This window comes from Pseudomonas putida (assembly GCF_005080685.1).
GTDB lineage: Bacteria > Pseudomonadota > Gammaproteobacteria > Pseudomonadales > Pseudomonadaceae > Aquipseudomonas > Aquipseudomonas putida_V.
Map to the genome: position 1 here is coordinate 3,817,444 of NZ_CP039371.1, position 16,864 is coordinate 3,834,307.

Here is a 16,864-nt window from a genome sequence, read left to right on the forward strand (position 1 = left end):
AAATGCGCAGTTCACAGCCGCTCGATGATCGTCACGTTGGCCTGGCCACCGCCTTCGCACATGGTCTGCAAGCCATAGCGACCACCGCTGCACTCCAGCTCGTTGAGCAGCGTGGTGGTCAGCCGGGCGCCGGTCGCACCCAGCGGATGGCCAAGGGCGATGGCGCCACCGTTGACGTTGGTACGCGCCGGGTCGTAGTCGAGTTCCTTGCTCCAGGCCATGACCACCGAGGCGAACGCTTCGTTGATTTCCACCCGGTCGATGTCGGCCATGCGCAGGCCCGTGCGCTGCAAGGCCCGGCGGGTGGCGGCGATAGGTGCGGTGAGATGCCAGATCGGGTCGTCGCCGAGCACCGTCAGGTGATGGATGCGCGCTCGGGGCGTCAGGTCGTAGCGCTTGAGCGCAGCTTCCGAGACCACCAGCAGCGCCGCCGAGGCGTCGCAGGTCTGGCTGGAAACCGCAGCGGTGATCGACGGGAACTGTGGATCGACCGCTTGCAGCTCGGCCATTTTCGCCAGGCTGGTCTGGCGCGGAGTCTCGTCTTCGAGCAGCCCCTGGCAGCCAACGATCTCGCGAGCAAAGCGTCCACTGGCGCTAGCGGCCAGGGCTCGCCGGTGGCTTTCCAGGGCGAACACCTCCATCTGCTCGCGGCTGATCTGCCAATGATCGGCAATGCGCTGGGCGGCATAGAACTGGTTGACCGGCTGCGTGCCGAAACGCGCACGCCAACCCTCGCTACCGCTGAATGGGTCGGCGAAGCCCAGGGCTTGCCCGGCCAGCATCGCCGATGAAATCGGAATGCGGGTCATGGTCTGCACGCCACCAACGGCGACCACGTCCTGGGTGCCGCTCATTACCGCCTGGGCGGCAAAATGCAGCGCCTGCTGCGACGAACCACACTGACGATCGACCGTGGTGCCGGGCACTGAAAGCGGCAATCCGGCGGCCAGCCAGCTGGTACGGGCAATGTCGCCGGCCTGGGCGCCGATGGTGTCGACGCAACCGAAGATCACGTCGTCGTAATCCTCGGCAGGAATCGCGTTGCGTGTCACCAGCGACTTGAGCACGTGCGCGCCCAGGTCGATGGCGTGGACCTCGGCCAGCGCGCCTTTGCGCTTGCCGGTGGGGCTGCGCAGCGCGTCGACGATATAAGCCTCTGCCATGTGCTACTCCTCGAAGGTATGACCCGGCCCAAGCCGGGCGTCGTCGGCGAACAGGTAAGCGCCGACACGGGACTTGTGGAAACCGCGGTCGCCCCAGGAGGCGTCCAGCGCCCAGGCCCGCTTCATGAACATCTGCAGGTCGACTTCCCAGGTGTACCCCATCGCGCCATGCACCTGGATACCCTGGCGCGCTGCCAGCCAGCTCGCCTCGCAGCAGGCCAGGCGAGCCTGCGAGACCCACACCGAGGCATTCGCCGCATCCCGTGCCAGGCCGTGGGCGGCGCGGTACAACACCGGCTTGGCCTGCTCGATCTGACGGGCCACGTCGGCCAGGTGATGCTTGACCGCCTGGAAGCTGCCGATTGGCCGGCCGAACTGCTTGCGCTGGGCCACGTAGTCCACCGACAGGTCGAGCATGCGCTGGGCCAGGCCGAGCAACTGCCCGGCCACCGACAACGCGCCCCGGTCGAGCATCCGTGCCTGCAGGCGACGACCTTGCTCGCCCGCGGCCAGCAAGGTTTGCGGCGACGGGTTCCAACTCACCAGGCCCAGGCGCCGCGAGGCGTCGATGCTCGGGTTGGCCTGCACGTCCACCGCCGCGCGCGGCACCAGGTGCAGGTCGTCAGCGGCAGGCAGAATCAGCACTTCGGCCAGTTGCGCATCGCTGACCAGCGGGTTGATGCCATGGCTGATCGCCAGGCGCAGGCTGCCCTCGGCGATTCGTGGCAGCAGTTCAGCCCGCGCCGGGTGGCCGGGGTCGAGGCTGGCCAGCAGCCCGGCGGCCACATAGGCGGTGTCGGCCAGTGAATCGGGGATGCCGTAGTAGCCCAGTTCCTGGGTCATCAGTGCCCAGGCGACGTCGTCCATGCCCAGCCCGCCTTCGGCTTCGGGCACCGACAGCGCCGTCAGGCCCTGGGCGGCGATGCGGTTGCGCAGGTCCGGCGAGCGTCCGGCATCGGTTTCCCAGATGTCCCGGAGCATCTCCGGGGCTGCTTCGGTCATCAGGAAACGGCTGATGGCTTCGCGAAACGACAGCTGGTCATCGGTAAAGGTGAAGTCCATGGCCTGGTCCTTACTTGGGCAGGCCGAGCATGCGCTCGGCAATGATGTTGCGCTGGATCTCGTTGGTGCCGGCGTAGATCGGCCCGGCCTGGGCGAACAGGAAGCCTTCCAGCCAACTGGCCGACTTCACGGCAGCCGGCGCGCTGGCCAGCAGCTCGCCACGCGCCCCCAGCAGGCGCATGGCGGTTTCGTGCATCTTCAGGTCGAGTTCCGACCAGATGATCTTGTTGATGCTCGACTCAGCGCCGATCTGCTCGCCCCGGGCCAGGCGCCCGACCGTGTGGTAGGCCGCCAGGGCATAGGCCTCGGCGCCCATCCAGCAGTCGCTGACCGCGTCCATCAGCCCAGGGTCGCGAGCGGCGCTGTCGGGGCTTGCCTTGAACAACTCGACCAGCTTGCGTGCGGTGTACTGGAAGCGCGCCGGCGAGCGCAGCAGCAACCCGCGCTCGAAACCGGCGGTGGCCATTGCCACATGCCAGCCCTGGCCCTCGGCACCGATGCGGTTGGCCACCGGCACGCGCACGTCGTCGAAGAACACCTCGGCGAACGCATCCTTGCCGTTGAGCGCCTTGATCGGGCGAATGCTCACCCCAGGCGCATCGAGCGGCACCATCAGGAACGACAGGCCATGGTGGCGGCTGGAGCCGGGCTCGCTGCGGAACAGGCCGAACAGCCAGTCGGCGAAAATCGCCCGGGTCGACCAGGTCTTCTGGCCATTGAGCACATAGTGGTCACCGTCGAGCAGCGCCTTGCTGGTGATCGCCGCCATGTCGGAGCCGGCATTGGGCTCCGACCAGCCTTGCGCCCACATGTCCAGGCTGGCCGCCATGCGCGGCAGGAAGCGGCGCTTCTGCTCGGCAGTGCCGAATTCCATCAGGGTCGGGCCGAGCAGCAACTGGCCGTTCTGGTTGACGCGCATTGGCGCCCCGGCGCCGTAGTATTCTTCCTCGAAGATCAGCCACTCGATCAGGTCGCAGCCGCGCCCGCCCAGCTCGGCCGGCCACATCACCATCGACCAGCGGCTCTCGAACAACGTCGCCTCCCAGGCGCGGTGCTGCTCGAAGCCTTCGCGCGTGTCGTAGCTGGCCAGCGGCTCGCGTGGCAGGTTGTCGGCGAGCCAGGCCCGCACCTCGGCGCGAAATGCCTGCTGTTTGGGGGTATAGGTCAGTTGCATGGCGTTCCCTCAGAACTTGGCTTCGCGTTTTTCGACGAACGCCCGACGGGTCTGGGCCGAGTCGGGGCTGGTGTAGGCCTGCAGGGTGAAGCCCTGCTCCCAGCGGTACTTGTCTTCCAGGTTGCCGTCCTCGATGCCGTTCAGCGCCTCCTTGGCGATGCGGATCATGGTCGGGCTCTTGGCGGCGATGCGGGCGGCGATTTCCAGCGCCGTTTCGCGCAGGTGCTCCTTGGCCACCACGCGCTCGATGAAGCCATAGGCCTGGGCCTCCCGGGCACCGATGCTGTCGCCGGTGAAGAACAGGTAGCGCACCTTCTGCACGGGGAACAGTCGCTGCAGGTGCGCGCCGCCACCCATGGCGCCACGGTCCACTTCCGGCAGGGCAAAACGTGCGCACTCGGCGGCCACGACGATGTCGGCGGCACCGGTGATGCCGATGCCACCACCGAGCACGAAGCCATGCACGGCGACGATCACCGGCACCGGGTTGCGGTGCACGGCCTTGAAGGTCTCGTAGTTGCCGGCGTTGACCTCGACGATACGCTCGGGGTGGGCGTCCAGTTCCTTGATGTCGACGCCGGCACAGAAGCCGCGCCCTTCGGCGCGAATGACGATGACGCGGACCTCGGGGTTAGCCCCAAGGTCACTGATCTGCACGGCCAGGGCACGCCATTGCTGGCTGTCGAGGGCGTTGACCGGAGGTTTGTCGATCACCAGTTCGGCGATGCCCTGGTCGATCTGGATAGTGAAAGCCGGGTTCATGAGCGTTCTCCGCTGAGGGCAAGTCTGTCGTTTGGAGTTGCCGAAGGCTCGGCCGGGCAGCGCGCCAGCAACGTGTTCAGGCATTGGTCGGCCTCGGTGACGATGGCTTCGATGACCTCGCGGCAGCTGAGCAGCTCGTCGATCGCCGCCGCCACCTGGCCGCTGGGCAGGATGCCGGCGTCCGGCTCGCCGTCGACCATCGAACGCTGCAACAGCACTGGCTGGTTGGCGGCCATGACCACCTGGGACAGCGCTGCCGGGTCTTCACGCAGGGCGCGCAGAAACACCCTGCCCATGTGCCCCAGGCTCATGCCGGTCTGCTGTTTCCATTGCCAGGCGCTGACCAGGGCGATGCGCAGGCGGCCGAACGACCCGGCCTGTTCGAGGCGATTGATGAAGCGGTTTTCGATCATGCGGTGGCGCATGCCATCCACCGCCGTGGTCACCCGCACCTGTTGCGGGTCGCTCACCTTTAGATAGCGCGCCAGGGTTGTGGCTGGCGTCGGCGATTCACGGGTCATCAAGAACCGCGTGCCCATCGCGATGCCACTGGCGCCGGCCGCCAACACCGAGGCCAGGCCACGCCCGGTGGAGTGGCCGCCCGCGGCGATCACCGGTACGCGCACCGCCGCCAGCACCTGCGGCAGCAAGATCGAGCCAGGTACGCCGCCGGTATGGCCTCCGCCCTCGCCCGCCTGCAAGGTGATCAGGTCGGCGCCCAGCTCCTGGGCCTTGAGCGCATGCTTGAGGGCGCCTACGGTGGGTATGCACAGCACCCCGACCGCCTTGAAGCGGGCGATGGTCTGGGCATCCGGCCCGCGGCCATAGCTGACCGCACGCAAGCGATAGCGGATGGCCAGGTCGACGCACTGCGCCGCGTTGTCCTGGAACATGTGGAAGTTGAGGCCGAAGTTGCTGGCGCCGGTGGCCTCGATCACCTTGCGGATCTCGCCTTCCAGCGCCGGCGCGGCAATCGTCGCGCCGGCCAGGAAGCCGAAACCGCCAGCCTGGGTCGTGGCGATCACCAGGTTGGCATCGGATACCCAGCCCATGGCCGTTTGCACCACCGGATAACGGCAGCCCAGGGCCTCGGTCAGCGCGGTGTTCATCCAGCGGCTCACCGCTTGCCCCCTTCGCCCTGCAGCGCCTGCTTGTTGGCCTGGGCCATGCCCTTGGCGTCGAAACCACCGAGTTTGTCGCCCGACAGCAGCTCGTTGTGGGCATGGGCGAAGTGGTGCCAGGCGAACGCGGCATCCATGGCCGTGCGCTTGCCCTGCAAGTCCTCGACGTGATTGATCGCCTGCTTGGTCAGGGCCAGGCCCATGCGCGGCTGGCGAGCGATGCTGGCAGCCAGGTCATAGGTTGCCTGCTGCAACTGCTCACGCGGCACCACGCGGTTGACCATGCCCATCTGGTAGGCACGCTCGGCGCTCATGCGCTCGCCGCAGAACAGAAACTCCTTGGCGATGCGCGGGTTCAGCTCAAAGGGATGGGCGAAATACTCGACCCCGGGAATGCCCATGCGCACCACTGGGTCCTGGAAGAACGCATCGTCGCTGGCGACGATCAGGTCGCACACCCATGCCAGCATCAGCCCGCCGGCCACGCAGGCGCCGTGGACCATGGCGATGGTCGGTTTGGGCAGCTCGCGCCAGCGCCGGCACATGCCCAGGTAGACTTCCTGTTCACGGGCATACAATTGCTCGCCACCGGGCTTGTTGGTGTGGTCCCACCACAGGTGCGCACGCTCGAACGGTTTGTTGATGTCGCGCCCGGGGGTGCCGATATCGTGGCCTGCGGAAAAATGCCGGCCCTCGCCACGCAGCACGATGACCTTGACGCTGTCGTCGTCCACCGCCTGGCGCAGGGCTGCGTCCAGGGCGTAGGTCATCTGCGAGTTCTGCGCGTTGTTGAACGCCGGGCGGTTGAGGCTGAGGGTGGCGATCCCATCGGCCACGGCATAGAGCACCGGGCTGTCGGTCTCGTACTCGGCCGTGTCTTGGCGGCTGACGAATTGGCTGTCGCTGCTGTGCATGTCGGAGTCCTCAGGCAGTGCGGATGCCAGGCGGGTTGCCCTTGATCGCGCTGGCGCGCAAGCCATGGGGGTCGAGGCGCTGGATGAGCGCCAGCTGCTCGGCGGTGGGGTGCTGGGTTTCGCGCAGCTGCGCCGACTTGAGCAGCGGGAAGCCGGTCTTGTCCTGCACCTCGTCGAAGCTCACGCCGGGGTGCAGGGTGCGCACCTGCACGGCGCGGCCGGGTCCGTCGAAGTCCAGGGTGCACAGGTCGGTGACCACCTGGCGGATGTCCATCAGATCGCGACGCGCGCCTTCAGGCCAGCGCTCGGCCTTGAAGCCGACACCCGAGACCATGTCCACCTCGCCACTGACGAAGACGCGCGTACTGTGATTGGGCACGAAGAACGAGTTGATGTGGTTGATGCTGTTGCCGGGCAACCCCCTCACGCCGAGCATGGCCGTGCGGGGTTTGTGGTAGTCGCCGACGCAAGACAGGTTGGTCTGCCCCCAGCGGTCGACCTGGGTTGGCCCGATCATGGCGTGGCGACGCCCGCCCCAGACGCACTCGAACACCCGCTCGAACGACAGGTAGCCGCTGTAGCGCGGCACATGCTCGCCACGTGGGCCCAGCGGCAAAGGTTCCTCGACCAGAAACGCCTCGCTGTCGGTCATCAGCAGTTCCGGACTATGGGTCAGCTTGGCGAGGCTCGCGCCCAGTCGCGGGATCACGCCCAGCCCCGAGGCGATGACCTCGCCATTGCCGCGCCAGGCTTCGGCAGCGGCGACGATGAGCAGTTCGGCAAGGGTGAATTCACAGGTGGCAGTCATGCTTGGACTCCTCAGAACACAGGTAGGGGCAAGGCGCCCATGCGCGCGGCACCGCCGTTGTGCGCTTGATAGGCCTGCTCGCCGCCGGCCACGCAGGCCTCGACGTAGCGCTGCCAGCCGCCTTCTTCCTGGGCGCTGGCGACGTAGTCCTTGAGATGCGCAAGGTCCCAGCCGTAGTCCGACGGACAGGAGGTGGGGTGGGCACCAAGCGGCGCATGCACCACACCGGTCACCAGGTAGCGCTCGAAGGTGTTGCCGCGGGCCTGCTCGGCGTCCAGTTGCAGGCGCTCCTCCAGGCGTTCGCAGGAAACGAAGCACTGCTTGGCGGCGCGGGCGAACAGGTGGTCGAAATACGGATCGGGGCCGGTGACCAGGCAGTTACCCAGGCGGTCGGCGACATTGACGTGAACAAACGCCACATCCAGCTCCAACGCCGGCATGGCCAACAGCACCTCGCCGTCGTCGTAGGGCGAGCGAACGGTCTTCAGCGCCGGATTGAGCCGCGTCACGTCGGTGGCCAGGCCGCAGCGGGTGGGCAGGAACGGCAGGCGCATGCCGGCGGCGCGCAGGCCCCACTGGAACATGCCTTCGTCGAGTTCCATCAGCTCCAGTTCACCGGCTTCGCGGGCTTTGCGGTAATAAGGCTCGAGCGGGATGGCATCGAGGGTGACGAAGCCGAACACCAGCTTGCGCACCTTGCCCGCCGCGCACAGCATGCCCACCTCCGGGCCGCCGTAGGCGACCACGGTGAGGTCCTTGACCGGCGAACGCAGAATCTCGCGGACTATGGCCATCGGCTTGCGCCGCGGGCCCCAGCCGCCGAAGCCGATGGTCATGCCGTCGCGCAACTGAGCGACGGCGTCGGCGGTGGTCATTTGCTTGTTCATGCTCAACTGCTCCTTACTGGCGACCGACCGAGAAGTCGTGGCCCCAGATGCTGACGCGGGTGAACTCGAAGGCCGAGTGCTCGGTCCAGTCGACCTGCAACCCGCCGTGGCCGTACTCCAGGTCGAAGCCGGACGGTGTCTTCATGTAGAAACTGGTCATGCGGTCGTTCAGGTGCTGGCCGAGGGTGGCCGACAGTTGCCCGCCGTTTGCCTGCAGGCGGTCGTGGGCGCGGCCGACCTCGGTCATCGAGTCGACCTCGACCATCACGTGCACGCAGCCCGACGGCACCGGATATTCGGCCAGCGCCAGGCTGTGGTGGCGGGCATTGGCACAGTGCAGGAAGTGGATACGCACCGGCGGCGCCGAGGGGTCGGGGCGGAAATTGAAGATGTCCGACAGACCGAAGCCGAGCACGTCCTTGGCGAACGCCAGGGTGGCGTCGAAGTTCGGCGCCGGCAGCACGGTGTGACCAAGGCCCATGTCGCCAGTGACGAAGCGCGGCACTCCTTGCGGCGAGACGAATGGCTGACAGTCGGAGCGATGGCCCCAGCTCAGCTCGTGGGCATTGCCGGAGGGATCGGTCAGCGTCACCAGCGCCTGCACGCCGCGTTGCTCGACGGCTTCGCTGCTGCCGACCTGCCAGGCCACGCCACAGCGCTCCAGATGCTGCAGGGCCTGCTCGAAGGCCTGCTCACTGGGCAGTTCCCAGCCACTGGCCAGATAGCGCGGCGAATCACCCTCGACCACCAGCATGCGGTAAGGGCGCTCGTCCATCTTCACGTACAGGCCGCCGCCGGGTGCCGCCTGCACCTGCATGCCGAGTACATCCTCGGCGTAGCGTTGCCACTGGCCGAGGTTCTCGATCTGCGAGACGAAGTAGCTCAAACCACGAATGTCGATCATGCCCATGTTCCTCCAGGCTCAAGGGTTGCCTTGGGGAACATTGTGCAAAGCGCCAGCGCTGCGCTCATCGTCCGTTGAGACTAAGCGCAATGCGGGGCGGGGCGGGTTGCGGGCCTAGTCCGTTTCAATGATTCGCAGGTGGCGGCCCGGCCCTAGATTCGAGGTGTTGTCCATTCGAATCCTGGGGCCGTGCAGCGGTCCCACCAGCCTAGAGATGCCCCTATGGAGTTCGCTTTCACCGAGGAACAGTTGATGATCCGCGACAGTGCCGAGCGTTTTCTCGCCCAGGCCTGCGATTCGCACGCGGTACGCGCAGGCATGAGCCGGGCAGCCGACTACGACCCGAGCTGTGCCGACGTATCGGCCAGGAGCTGTACTGGCCCGCGCTGATGGTGCCCGAAGCCCACGGCGGCATGGGCCTGGGCTTCGTCGAACTGGCCGTGCTGCTGGAGCAATGTGGACGTTTTCTGCTCGGCTCGCCGCTGTTCGCCACCACTTGCCTGGCCACCCCCGCCCTGCTGCTGGCCGATAACCAGGCGCTGCAGGCCCACTGGTTGCCGGCCATCGCCGCCGGCCAGCTACACGCCACCCTCGCCTGCCCGCTGGAGGCCACGCAACTGCAGGTCGAACTGCGTCCTCACGGCACCGGTTACTGCCTCGACGGCTGCCTCGCCCAGGTGGTCGACGGTGCCCAGGCCGACCTGCTGCTGATCGCCGCGCGTCGCCCTGGTAGCGTCGGCGCGCACGGCATCAGCCTGTTCGCCGTGCCTGCCGACACGCCTGGCCTGGTACGCCATGCATTGCCTACCCTCGACCAGACCCGCCGCCTGGCGCGCATCGAGCTGAACCAGGTCGAAGTCGGCGAGGCGCAGCTGTTGTGCAGCACCGACCAGGCCTGGCCTTTGCTCCAGGCAACACTGCGCATTGCCGCCATCGGCCTGGCCGCCGAACAGCTCGGCGGGGCCCAGCAAGCCTTGGACCTTACCCTGGCATATACCGCCGAGCGCCACCAGTTCGGGCGGCCGGTGGCCAGCTTCCAGGCCATCAAGCACCGCTGCGCCGACATGATGCTGCAGGTCGAGTGCGCCCGCTCGGCGGTGTGGTACGCCGCCTGTGTGGCCCGCGAATACCTGGCCGAGGACGGCGACCCAGCGGTGCGCGGGCAATTGCTGGCAGCCGCAGCCACCGCCAAGGCCCACGCCAGCGAAGCGTTCTTCCACTGCGCGGCCGAATCGATCCAGTTGCACGGCGGTGTCGGTTTCACCTGGGAATACGACCCGCACCTGTACTTCAAGCGCGCCCGAGCCAGCGAGCAATTGCTCGGCAATCCGGCGTGGCACCGTGAATGCCTGGCCACCGAATTGTTGGGAGAACGCGCATGAAAATCGGATTCAGCGAGGCGGATGAAGCCTTCCGCGAAGAAATCGCCCACTGGCTGGCCACGCACCTGCAAGGTCGATTCGCGGCGCTGCGCTTTCGTGGCGGCCCTGGCGACGAACACAGCTTCCCCAGCGAACGCAAGGCCTGGGAACGCGAACTGGCCGCCGGTGGTTGGGTGGGCGTGGGCTGGAAAGCCGAGGACGGCGGGCGCGGATTGAGCATCAGCCAACAGGTGATCTTTCACGAGGAGTACGCACGGGCCGGCGGCCCCGGGCGCATGGGCCACATCGGCGAAGGGCTGGTCGGCCCCACCCTCGCCGCCTTCGGCACGCCCGAGCAACGCCAGCGGCTGCTGCCGGGCATCCTCAAGGGCGAGGCGTACTGGTGCCAGGGCTACTCCGAACCCGGCGCAGGCTCGGACCTGGCCAATGTCCAGACCCGTGCGCGTCTGGACGCCAGCGGTGAACGCTGGCTGATCAGTGGCCAGAAGGTCTGGACCTCGCTGGCCCACGAGGCCGACTGGTGCTTCGTGCTGGCCCGCACCGAGCCTGGCAGCAGCGGCCACCAGGGCCTGTCGTTCCTGCTGGTGCCGATGGACCAGGCGACCATCCGCGTGCACCCCATCCAGCAACTGACCGGCACCTGCGAGTTCAACGAGGTGTTCTTCGACCAGGCCGCGACCTCGCGAGACAACATGGTCGGGCAGCCCGGCGAAGGCTGGAAGATCGCCATGGCCCTGCTCGGTTTCGAGCGCGGCGTGTCGACGCTGGGCCAGCAGATGCAATTTCACAACGAGCTGGAGGAAGTGATGCGCATCGCCCGCGCCAACGGCGCCGCCCGCGACCCACTGTTGCGGCAACGCCTGGCCCAGGCCTGGTCGGGGCTCAAGGTGCTGCGCTACAACTCCCTGCGCATGCTCTCCGGGCCGCAGGATGGCAGCCTTGGCCGCGAGGCGATGATCTACAAGCTGGCCTGGTCCAACTGGCACGTCGAACTGGGCAAGCTGGCCATGGACGTGCTCGGCGATGCTGCCGAGGTGCTCGACGGCGCGCCCTATGGATTGAGCCGATTGCAGTCGCTGTTCCTGTTCACCCGGGCCGACACGATCTATGGCGGAAGCAACGAGATCCAGCGCAATGTGATTGCCGAACGGGCGCTGGGGATGCCACGGGAGGTCAAGGTGCGATCCCGATGAGGTTGATGCAAGATCGTCAGGTGGCGGGCACCTGCGCCAGCCAGTAGTCCACGTCCACCTCGTCGATCTGCTCGGGCCGCAGGAAGCGCTCGCCATACTCGCGGTATACCCCGGTGCTGAGGAACAACCGCAGCAGTTGGCCGTCGATGTGGTTGTCGCGGGCCATGGACACCAGGATCTTCACCGACTCGGACAAGGTCTTCGGTGGTTTGTAGGGCCGGTCGGCGGCTGTGAGCGCCTCGAAGATGTCGGCGATGGCCATGACCCGCTCGGGAATGCTCAGATCCTCACGCCCCAATCGCCGCGGGTAGCCGGTGCCGTCCATTTTCTCGTGATGGTGGCCGGCAATCGCCGGCACCCGCCGGAGCTGGCGAGGGAACGGCAGCGATTCGAGCATGATGATGGTCTGCACGATGTGCTCGTTGATCTTGAAGCGCTCTTCGTCGGTCAGCGTTCCGCGGCGGATCGACAGGTTGTACAGCTCGCCATAGTTGCTGGCATCGGCGGGCAGGCGCATGTCGAAGCCCCAGACGTTGCGCGGATCGTGCTTGTCCACCGCAGGTTTGCGTACGCCCCAGGGCACGTGATGCTCGGGACGGTCGGCCAGCAGCGTCTCCTCGGTAGGTAATGGCGTGGGCGGCACGCCGGCGAAACGCTCCTCCTCGTCACGGGAAAGCCCAAGGCGGTTGTCGAAGTGCCGCTGCCAGCGACGTTGGCCAATGCGCTGCAAGCGCTCGATGTCCGCTTCCTGCATGAATTCACCGCCGATGTTGGCCTTGGCGACGAAAGCGAAATCGTCCTGCAGCTCGGCTCGAGCCTGGTCCAGCGCCTGCTGCAACACCTCGGGCTGGGCACCCGCGGTCAGGCCCTGCCAGTAGGCCAGCTCGGCATCGCGCCAGAGCACCTCGAAACGCGTGCGGATTTCGTGAATGCGGTTGTACAGCGTTTCGAGCTTGGTCGCCTTGTCGACCACGTATTCGGGGCTGGTGACCTTGCCGCAGTCGTGCAGCCAGGCCGCCACGCGGAACTCGTAGCGCTCCTCCTCGTTCATGGTGAAACCTGCGTACGGGCCGGCGTTGGCGCTCACCGCCTGATCCAGGAGCATCTCCGCCAGTTGCGGCACGCGCTCGCAGTGGCCGCCGGTGTAGGGACTCTTGGCATCGATGGCGTCAGCGAGCAGCTTGATCATCGCATCGAGCAGGCGTTGTTGGGCCTCGACCAGTTGGCGGGTCTCGATGGCGACGGCAGCGGCGCCGGACAACTCGTGGACGAAACGCCGGAACGGCTCGCTCACCTCGTCGTTGGCGGGGGACTGCTCGAGTTGCAGCACGAGTACGCCCAGCAGCGCCTGGTCACGGTCGTTGAGCACCACCGACAGGCTCGAGCCTCGCAAATGCAGGGCCTGGGTCACGGCAGCGGCGAGGTCGCCCTGCTGCTTCGTGTCCACCGCAAGTTCATCCGGGTAACCCTCCACGCCACACGAAGCGGCCAGGCGCAGCCGAGCGCCATCGACATCCAGCAGGTACACCGCCCCGGCCTTGACCCCGGCGGCCTCCACCAAGTGTGTGAGAACGCCGTCGAGCATCCGCTCCAACTGGCTTTCACGGCTCAGGGTCAGGGTGATCTGCTGCATGCTGCGGATCGTCCCCGACATGCGGCTGAGCACCTGGCTCAATTCGCGCACCTCGGTAACCCGCGAGGTGACCCCCACTTCGCGACTGAAGTCGAAACCCGCAAGGCCGCGCACCTGCCGGGCCAACGTGCGCAGCGGCAGGCCGACGCGCTTGCCGAGCCAGCCACCGAGCAACAGCAGCACGGCCATCAATGCAGCGGTCCACAACAACTGCTCGAACAATACGTTGCGCGCCCCGGCCAGCAGTTCGCGGGCCGGGATAGCGAGCAACACTTCCAGGTTATGCCCGGCCAGGCTCATCAACGGCACGCGCATCCCGTACCAGAGTACGCCCTCGACCTCGTACAACTGCGGCTGCTTGCTCTCGGGCATGTCCGCATGGATCCGTGCAAGGCTCGGTATGCCCAGCTCGCCGATACTCGACAGGCGCACCGCCTCGCCGTCGCGCACGATCATGCGCTCAAGGTCCGGATACGCCACGACCTGGCCGCGCTCATCGATCACGACGATTTCGGTCCCCGTGGTCATGCGCAGGTCGCGGCTCTCCAGCGCCAAGTCGTTGACCGAGACATCCATGCCAATCACCGATGCGCCATCGACGCTGCGTTGGGCCAGGGTCAGGCCCACTTCGCGAGTGGTGTAGAACACATACGGCCGGGTCAGCACCGTGCTGGCACGGGTAGACGCCGAGACGAACCAGGGCCGTGGACGCGGATCGTAGTGGTAGTCGGGCTTGGCCTGCGCTTGCAGCAGGTGCACGTTCTGGTCGTAGAAACGCCACTCGCCTTGCATCTCGCCGTTCTCGCCACGGCTCATGCTTTGCACCAGGTACTCGGTGCCCGCAGGCGCAGCAAAACGTTGCATCAGCTGGGGGTCGCGAAGCCGGCGGACGAGGAGGAATTCGCCGTTGCTAGAGCCGACATAGGCCGAGCTGACCATCGAGTTGACACCAAGGCTCTCGACCAACTGCGGCAAGCGCTCCAGGCGCTGCTCCAGGCTGGCGGGGGTCGGCGTGAAGGCAAGCATGCGCAAGCTGCTTTGCGCAGGCTCGATCAACCTGCGGGCACGTTCGTCGATGGTCTTGGCGACCTGATGGGCAGCGTCGCCGGCAGCAGCCACCAACGCCTGGCGCATGCCCTGGTAGCCTTGCCAGGCGAGGCCCGCGCCCAGCAGCAGGATGCCGAGCATAATGGCCAGCGCCACCACATATTGCAGGGACACGCCCCGCCCAGGGTTGTTCATGGCTGCCGGCTCCTGCTCCGCGAATGCGCAATAGTGGCACAGTGCAATCTAGCGCTCTAGCGCCGCCTGCGCCCCTACACGGTAGCGCAGGGATCGCAACCGTGCGCGCCACACCAGGCCGATGCCAAGCCGCGGCCGAGTGCCGGGGCAGGCACTGCAAGGGGCGTATGAACAAATCTTCATATTGGCGGTGAGCGCCCTGATGACGGGTGATCGACGCCGCCTGGGTCGCTACCGGACAGTGGCTCGTCTTGAGGGGAGCCCCTGGGTTGCGTAGCATCCCCGGCCCCAGCGCCGCTGCGCGGCCCAATGGTTGAGCAGCGCCGTTGCCTGGCCCGATCGCTGGGCGGCGCCTGTGCCCCGCCGCTAGCCCACAGAGTTCCCATGCCGCAACCGATCCCCCTCAAGGACCACGAGAAAGAGAAGCACCTGGTCAACCGCCGCCTGCTGGCCTGCGCGGCCCTGGTCTTCAGCCTGGTCGCCGTCCTGGTCAGCCGCCTCTACGTGCTGCAAGTCGTGCAGCACGACCAGCAGACCGCGGTGTCGGAAAACAACCGCGTGCATGTGCTGCCCATCGCTCCCGAGCGCGGCCTGATCTACGACCGCAACGGCGTGGTACTGGCCGACAACAAGCCCAGCTTCGACCTCACCATGACTCGCGAGCGCGCTGGCGACTCGGCCAAGGTGCTCGACACCCTGACCCAGGTGCTGGGCCTTGGCGAGGATGACCGCAAGCAGTTCGACAAGGATCTGCGCCGCGGGCGCAAGCCGTTCGAGCCGGTGACCCTGATGGTGGGCCTGAGCGAAGAACAGATCGCCCTGGTGGCGGTCAACCAGTTCCGCCTCCCGGGCCTCGACGTGGAGCCGCAGTTCATTCGCGAGTACCCGTTGGCCGAGCATTTCGCCCACTCGGTGGGTTATGTCGGGCGCATCAACGAGAAGGAAGCCAAGACCCTCGACAGCACCGAATACCGCGGCACCCAGTCGATTGGCAAGACCGGCATCGAGCACTTCTACGAAAGCCAGCTGCACGGCCATGTCGGCTACGAGGAGGTCGAGACCAATGCCCAGGGCCGGGTGATGCGCGTGCTCAACCACCAGGACCCGATACCCGGCAAGGACATCGTCCTGAGCCTGGACAGCCACCTGCAGGTGGCCGCCGAGAAAGCCCTGGGCCAGCGCCGTGGCGCAGTGGTGGTGCTGGACCCGGCCAACGGCGATGTATTGGCGATGGTCAGCAACCCGAGCTTCGACCCCAACCTGTTCGTCAAGGGCATCAGCTTCAAGCAGTACGCCGCGCTGCGCGACTCGATCGATCGGCCGCTGTTCAACCGCGTGCTGCGCGGGCTCTATGCGCCGGGCTCGACGGTCAAGCCGGAAGTGGCCATCGCCGGCCTCGACAGTGGGGTGATCACCCCGGGCAGCCGGGTGTTCGACCCGGGTTACTACGAGCTGCCCAACTACGACCACAAGTACCGCAACTGGAACCGCAGTGGCGATGGCTGGGTAGACATGTACACCGCCATCATGCGCTCCAACGACACCTACTTCTACGACCTGGCGCACAAGCTGGGCATCGACCGCCTGCACGACTACATGGCCGAATTCGGCCTTGGCCAGAAGGTCTCGCTGGACATGTTCGAGGAGGCCTCTGGGCTGATGCCATCGGCCCAGTGGAAGCGTGCAACGCGCCGCCAGGCCTGGTTCCCGGGCGAGACCCTGATCCTTGGCATTGGCCAGGGCTACATGCAGGTCACGCCGTTGCAACTGGCCCAGGCCACCAGCCTGCTGGCGAGCAAGGGGGTGTGGCATCGCCCGCATCTGGCGATGACCGTGGGTGGCGAGACGCCAACCGACTCCAACCCAATGCCGGACATTGTGCTGCACGACAAGCACGCCTGGGACCAAGTCAGCCAAGGCATGCAAATGGTCATGCACGACCCGCGCGGCATCGCCCGCGCCGCCGCGGCTGGCGCGCAGTACCGCATCGCCGGCAAGAGCGGCACGGCGCAGGTGGTGGCAATCAAGCAGGGCGAACGCTACAACCGCAACAAGACCCTCGAACGGCACCGCGACAACGCCTTGTTCGTCGGTTTCGCCCCGGCCGACCACCCCAGCGTGGTGGTGGCGGTGATGATCGAGAACGGTGAGGCCGGGGGCCGGGTGGCCGGGCCGGTGGTGCGCGAGGTGATGGATGCGTATCTGCTGGATGAGCAGGGGCATCTGAAGCCGGAGTATGCGGGGGTGGCGCCGGCGAAGCCGGGGCCGCATTCGTAGGGGGGGCTGGTGTGCGCTTGGGGTGTGTAGTGGCGCCGATATCGAGCGCCGCCGGCGAAGCGTGCGCTGAAGAGTTGTGGCGCCGCGCAAATCGAGCGCCGCCCGCGAAGTGTGCGCTGAAGAGTTGTGGCGCCGCGCAAATCGAGCGCCGCCCGCGAAGCGTACGCTGAAGAGTTGTGGCGCCGCGCAAATCGAGCGCCGCCCGCGCGGCGCATCGCGACGCAAGGCCGCTCCCACATTTGTTGCAACGTGCCACTGTCTGTCAGGCCATGGTTGTTCGCCTTGGGTGGCACCACGCAATAGCGGGGTGCCACCCAGCGCCAACACACATATCGCGCCGGG

General features: G+C 66.8%; 12 protein-coding genes and 1 pseudogene. 3 read left to right on the top strand and 10 right to left on the bottom strand.

Annotated elements, in window-relative coordinates:
• Nucleotides 1–11: 11 nt before the first annotated feature.
• Genes E6B08_RS17300 through E6B08_RS17340 form a run of 9 tightly spaced genes read right to left on the bottom strand, consistent with a single transcriptional unit; the run spans nucleotide 12 to nucleotide 8,795 of the window.
• Nucleotides 12–1,163, bottom strand: coding sequence for an acetyl-CoA C-acetyltransferase (locus E6B08_RS17300; protein WP_136915170.1), 1,152 nt, complete (start codon nucleotides 1,161–1,163; stop codon nucleotides 12–14).
• Nucleotides 1,164–1,166: 3 nt separating this feature from the next.
• Nucleotides 1,167–2,225: an acyl-CoA dehydrogenase family protein gene (locus E6B08_RS17305; protein WP_136915171.1), complete on the bottom strand. Its 1,059-nt coding sequence runs from the start codon at nucleotides 2,223–2,225 to the stop codon at nucleotides 1,167–1,169.
• A 10-nt stretch (nucleotides 2,226–2,235) separates the two neighbouring features.
• Nucleotides 2,236–3,399 carry an acyl-CoA dehydrogenase family protein gene (locus E6B08_RS17310; RefSeq protein ID WP_136915172.1) on the bottom strand — a complete coding sequence of 388 codons (1,164 nt, stop codon included), beginning with the start codon at nucleotides 3,397–3,399 and terminating at the stop codon, nucleotides 2,236–2,238.
• A gap of 9 nt (nucleotides 3,400–3,408) precedes the next feature.
• Nucleotides 3,409–4,161, bottom strand: coding sequence for an enoyl-CoA hydratase family protein (locus tag E6B08_RS17315; protein ID WP_136915173.1), 753 nt, complete (start codon nucleotides 4,159–4,161; stop codon nucleotides 3,409–3,411).
• Nucleotides 4,158–5,282, bottom strand: a complete 1,125-nt coding sequence (locus E6B08_RS17320) for an NAD(P)H-dependent flavin oxidoreductase (RefSeq protein WP_238349231.1) — start codon at nucleotides 5,280–5,282, stop codon at nucleotides 4,158–4,160. The genes E6B08_RS17315 and E6B08_RS17320 overlap by 4 nt, the downstream gene beginning before the upstream one ends.
• Nucleotides 5,279–6,196 carry an enoyl-CoA hydratase gene (locus E6B08_RS17325; RefSeq protein ID WP_136915174.1) on the bottom strand — a complete coding sequence of 306 codons (918 nt, stop codon included), beginning with the start codon at nucleotides 6,194–6,196 and terminating at the stop codon, nucleotides 5,279–5,281. Before E6B08_RS17325 ends, E6B08_RS17320 begins: the two co-directional genes overlap by 4 nt.
• A 10-nt stretch (nucleotides 6,197–6,206) precedes the next feature.
• Nucleotides 6,207–7,004, bottom strand: a complete 798-nt coding sequence (locus E6B08_RS17330) for a CoA-transferase subunit beta (protein WP_136915175.1) — start codon at nucleotides 7,002–7,004, stop codon at nucleotides 6,207–6,209.
• 11 nt (nucleotides 7,005–7,015) lie between these two features.
• Nucleotides 7,016–7,891, bottom strand: coding sequence for a CoA transferase subunit A (locus tag E6B08_RS17335; RefSeq protein ID WP_136915176.1), 876 nt, complete (start codon nucleotides 7,889–7,891; stop codon nucleotides 7,016–7,018).
• A 13-nt stretch (nucleotides 7,892–7,904) separates the two neighbouring features.
• Complete coding sequence (locus tag E6B08_RS17340; protein WP_136915177.1) at nucleotides 7,905–8,795, bottom strand: VOC family protein; 891 nt, start codon at nucleotides 8,793–8,795, stop codon at nucleotides 7,905–7,907.
• Between the two features lie 222 nt (nucleotides 8,796–9,017).
• Here E6B08_RS17340 and E6B08_RS17345 point away from each other — a divergent pair.
• Together E6B08_RS17345 and E6B08_RS17350 are read left to right on the top strand one after the other, a co-directional pair.
• Nucleotides 9,018–10,177: pseudogene (locus E6B08_RS17345) on the top strand (acyl-CoA dehydrogenase family protein).
• On the top strand, nucleotides 10,174–11,370 hold the full coding sequence (locus E6B08_RS17350; protein ID WP_136915178.1) for an acyl-CoA dehydrogenase family protein: 1,197 nt from the start codon (nucleotides 10,174–10,176) through the stop codon (nucleotides 11,368–11,370). Before E6B08_RS17345 ends, E6B08_RS17350 begins: the two are co-directional and overlap by 4 nt.
• Nucleotides 11,371–11,386: 16 nt before the next feature.
• Here the strand turns inward: E6B08_RS17350 and E6B08_RS17355 are convergent, their stop codons facing one another.
• Entirely contained in the window at nucleotides 11,387–14,245 is a 2,859-nt protein-coding gene (locus E6B08_RS17355) for an HD domain-containing phosphohydrolase (RefSeq protein WP_136915179.1), read from the bottom strand.
• 384 nt (nucleotides 14,246–14,629) lie between these two features.
• Here E6B08_RS17355 and mrdA point away from each other — a divergent pair, with 384 nt between their 5' ends.
• A complete protein-coding gene (mrdA, locus tag E6B08_RS17360; protein ID WP_136915180.1) occupies nucleotides 14,630–16,522 on the top strand; it encodes a penicillin-binding protein 2 in 1,893 nt (630 codons plus the stop codon).
• The last annotated feature ends 342 nt before the right edge of the window (nucleotides 16,523–16,864 follow it).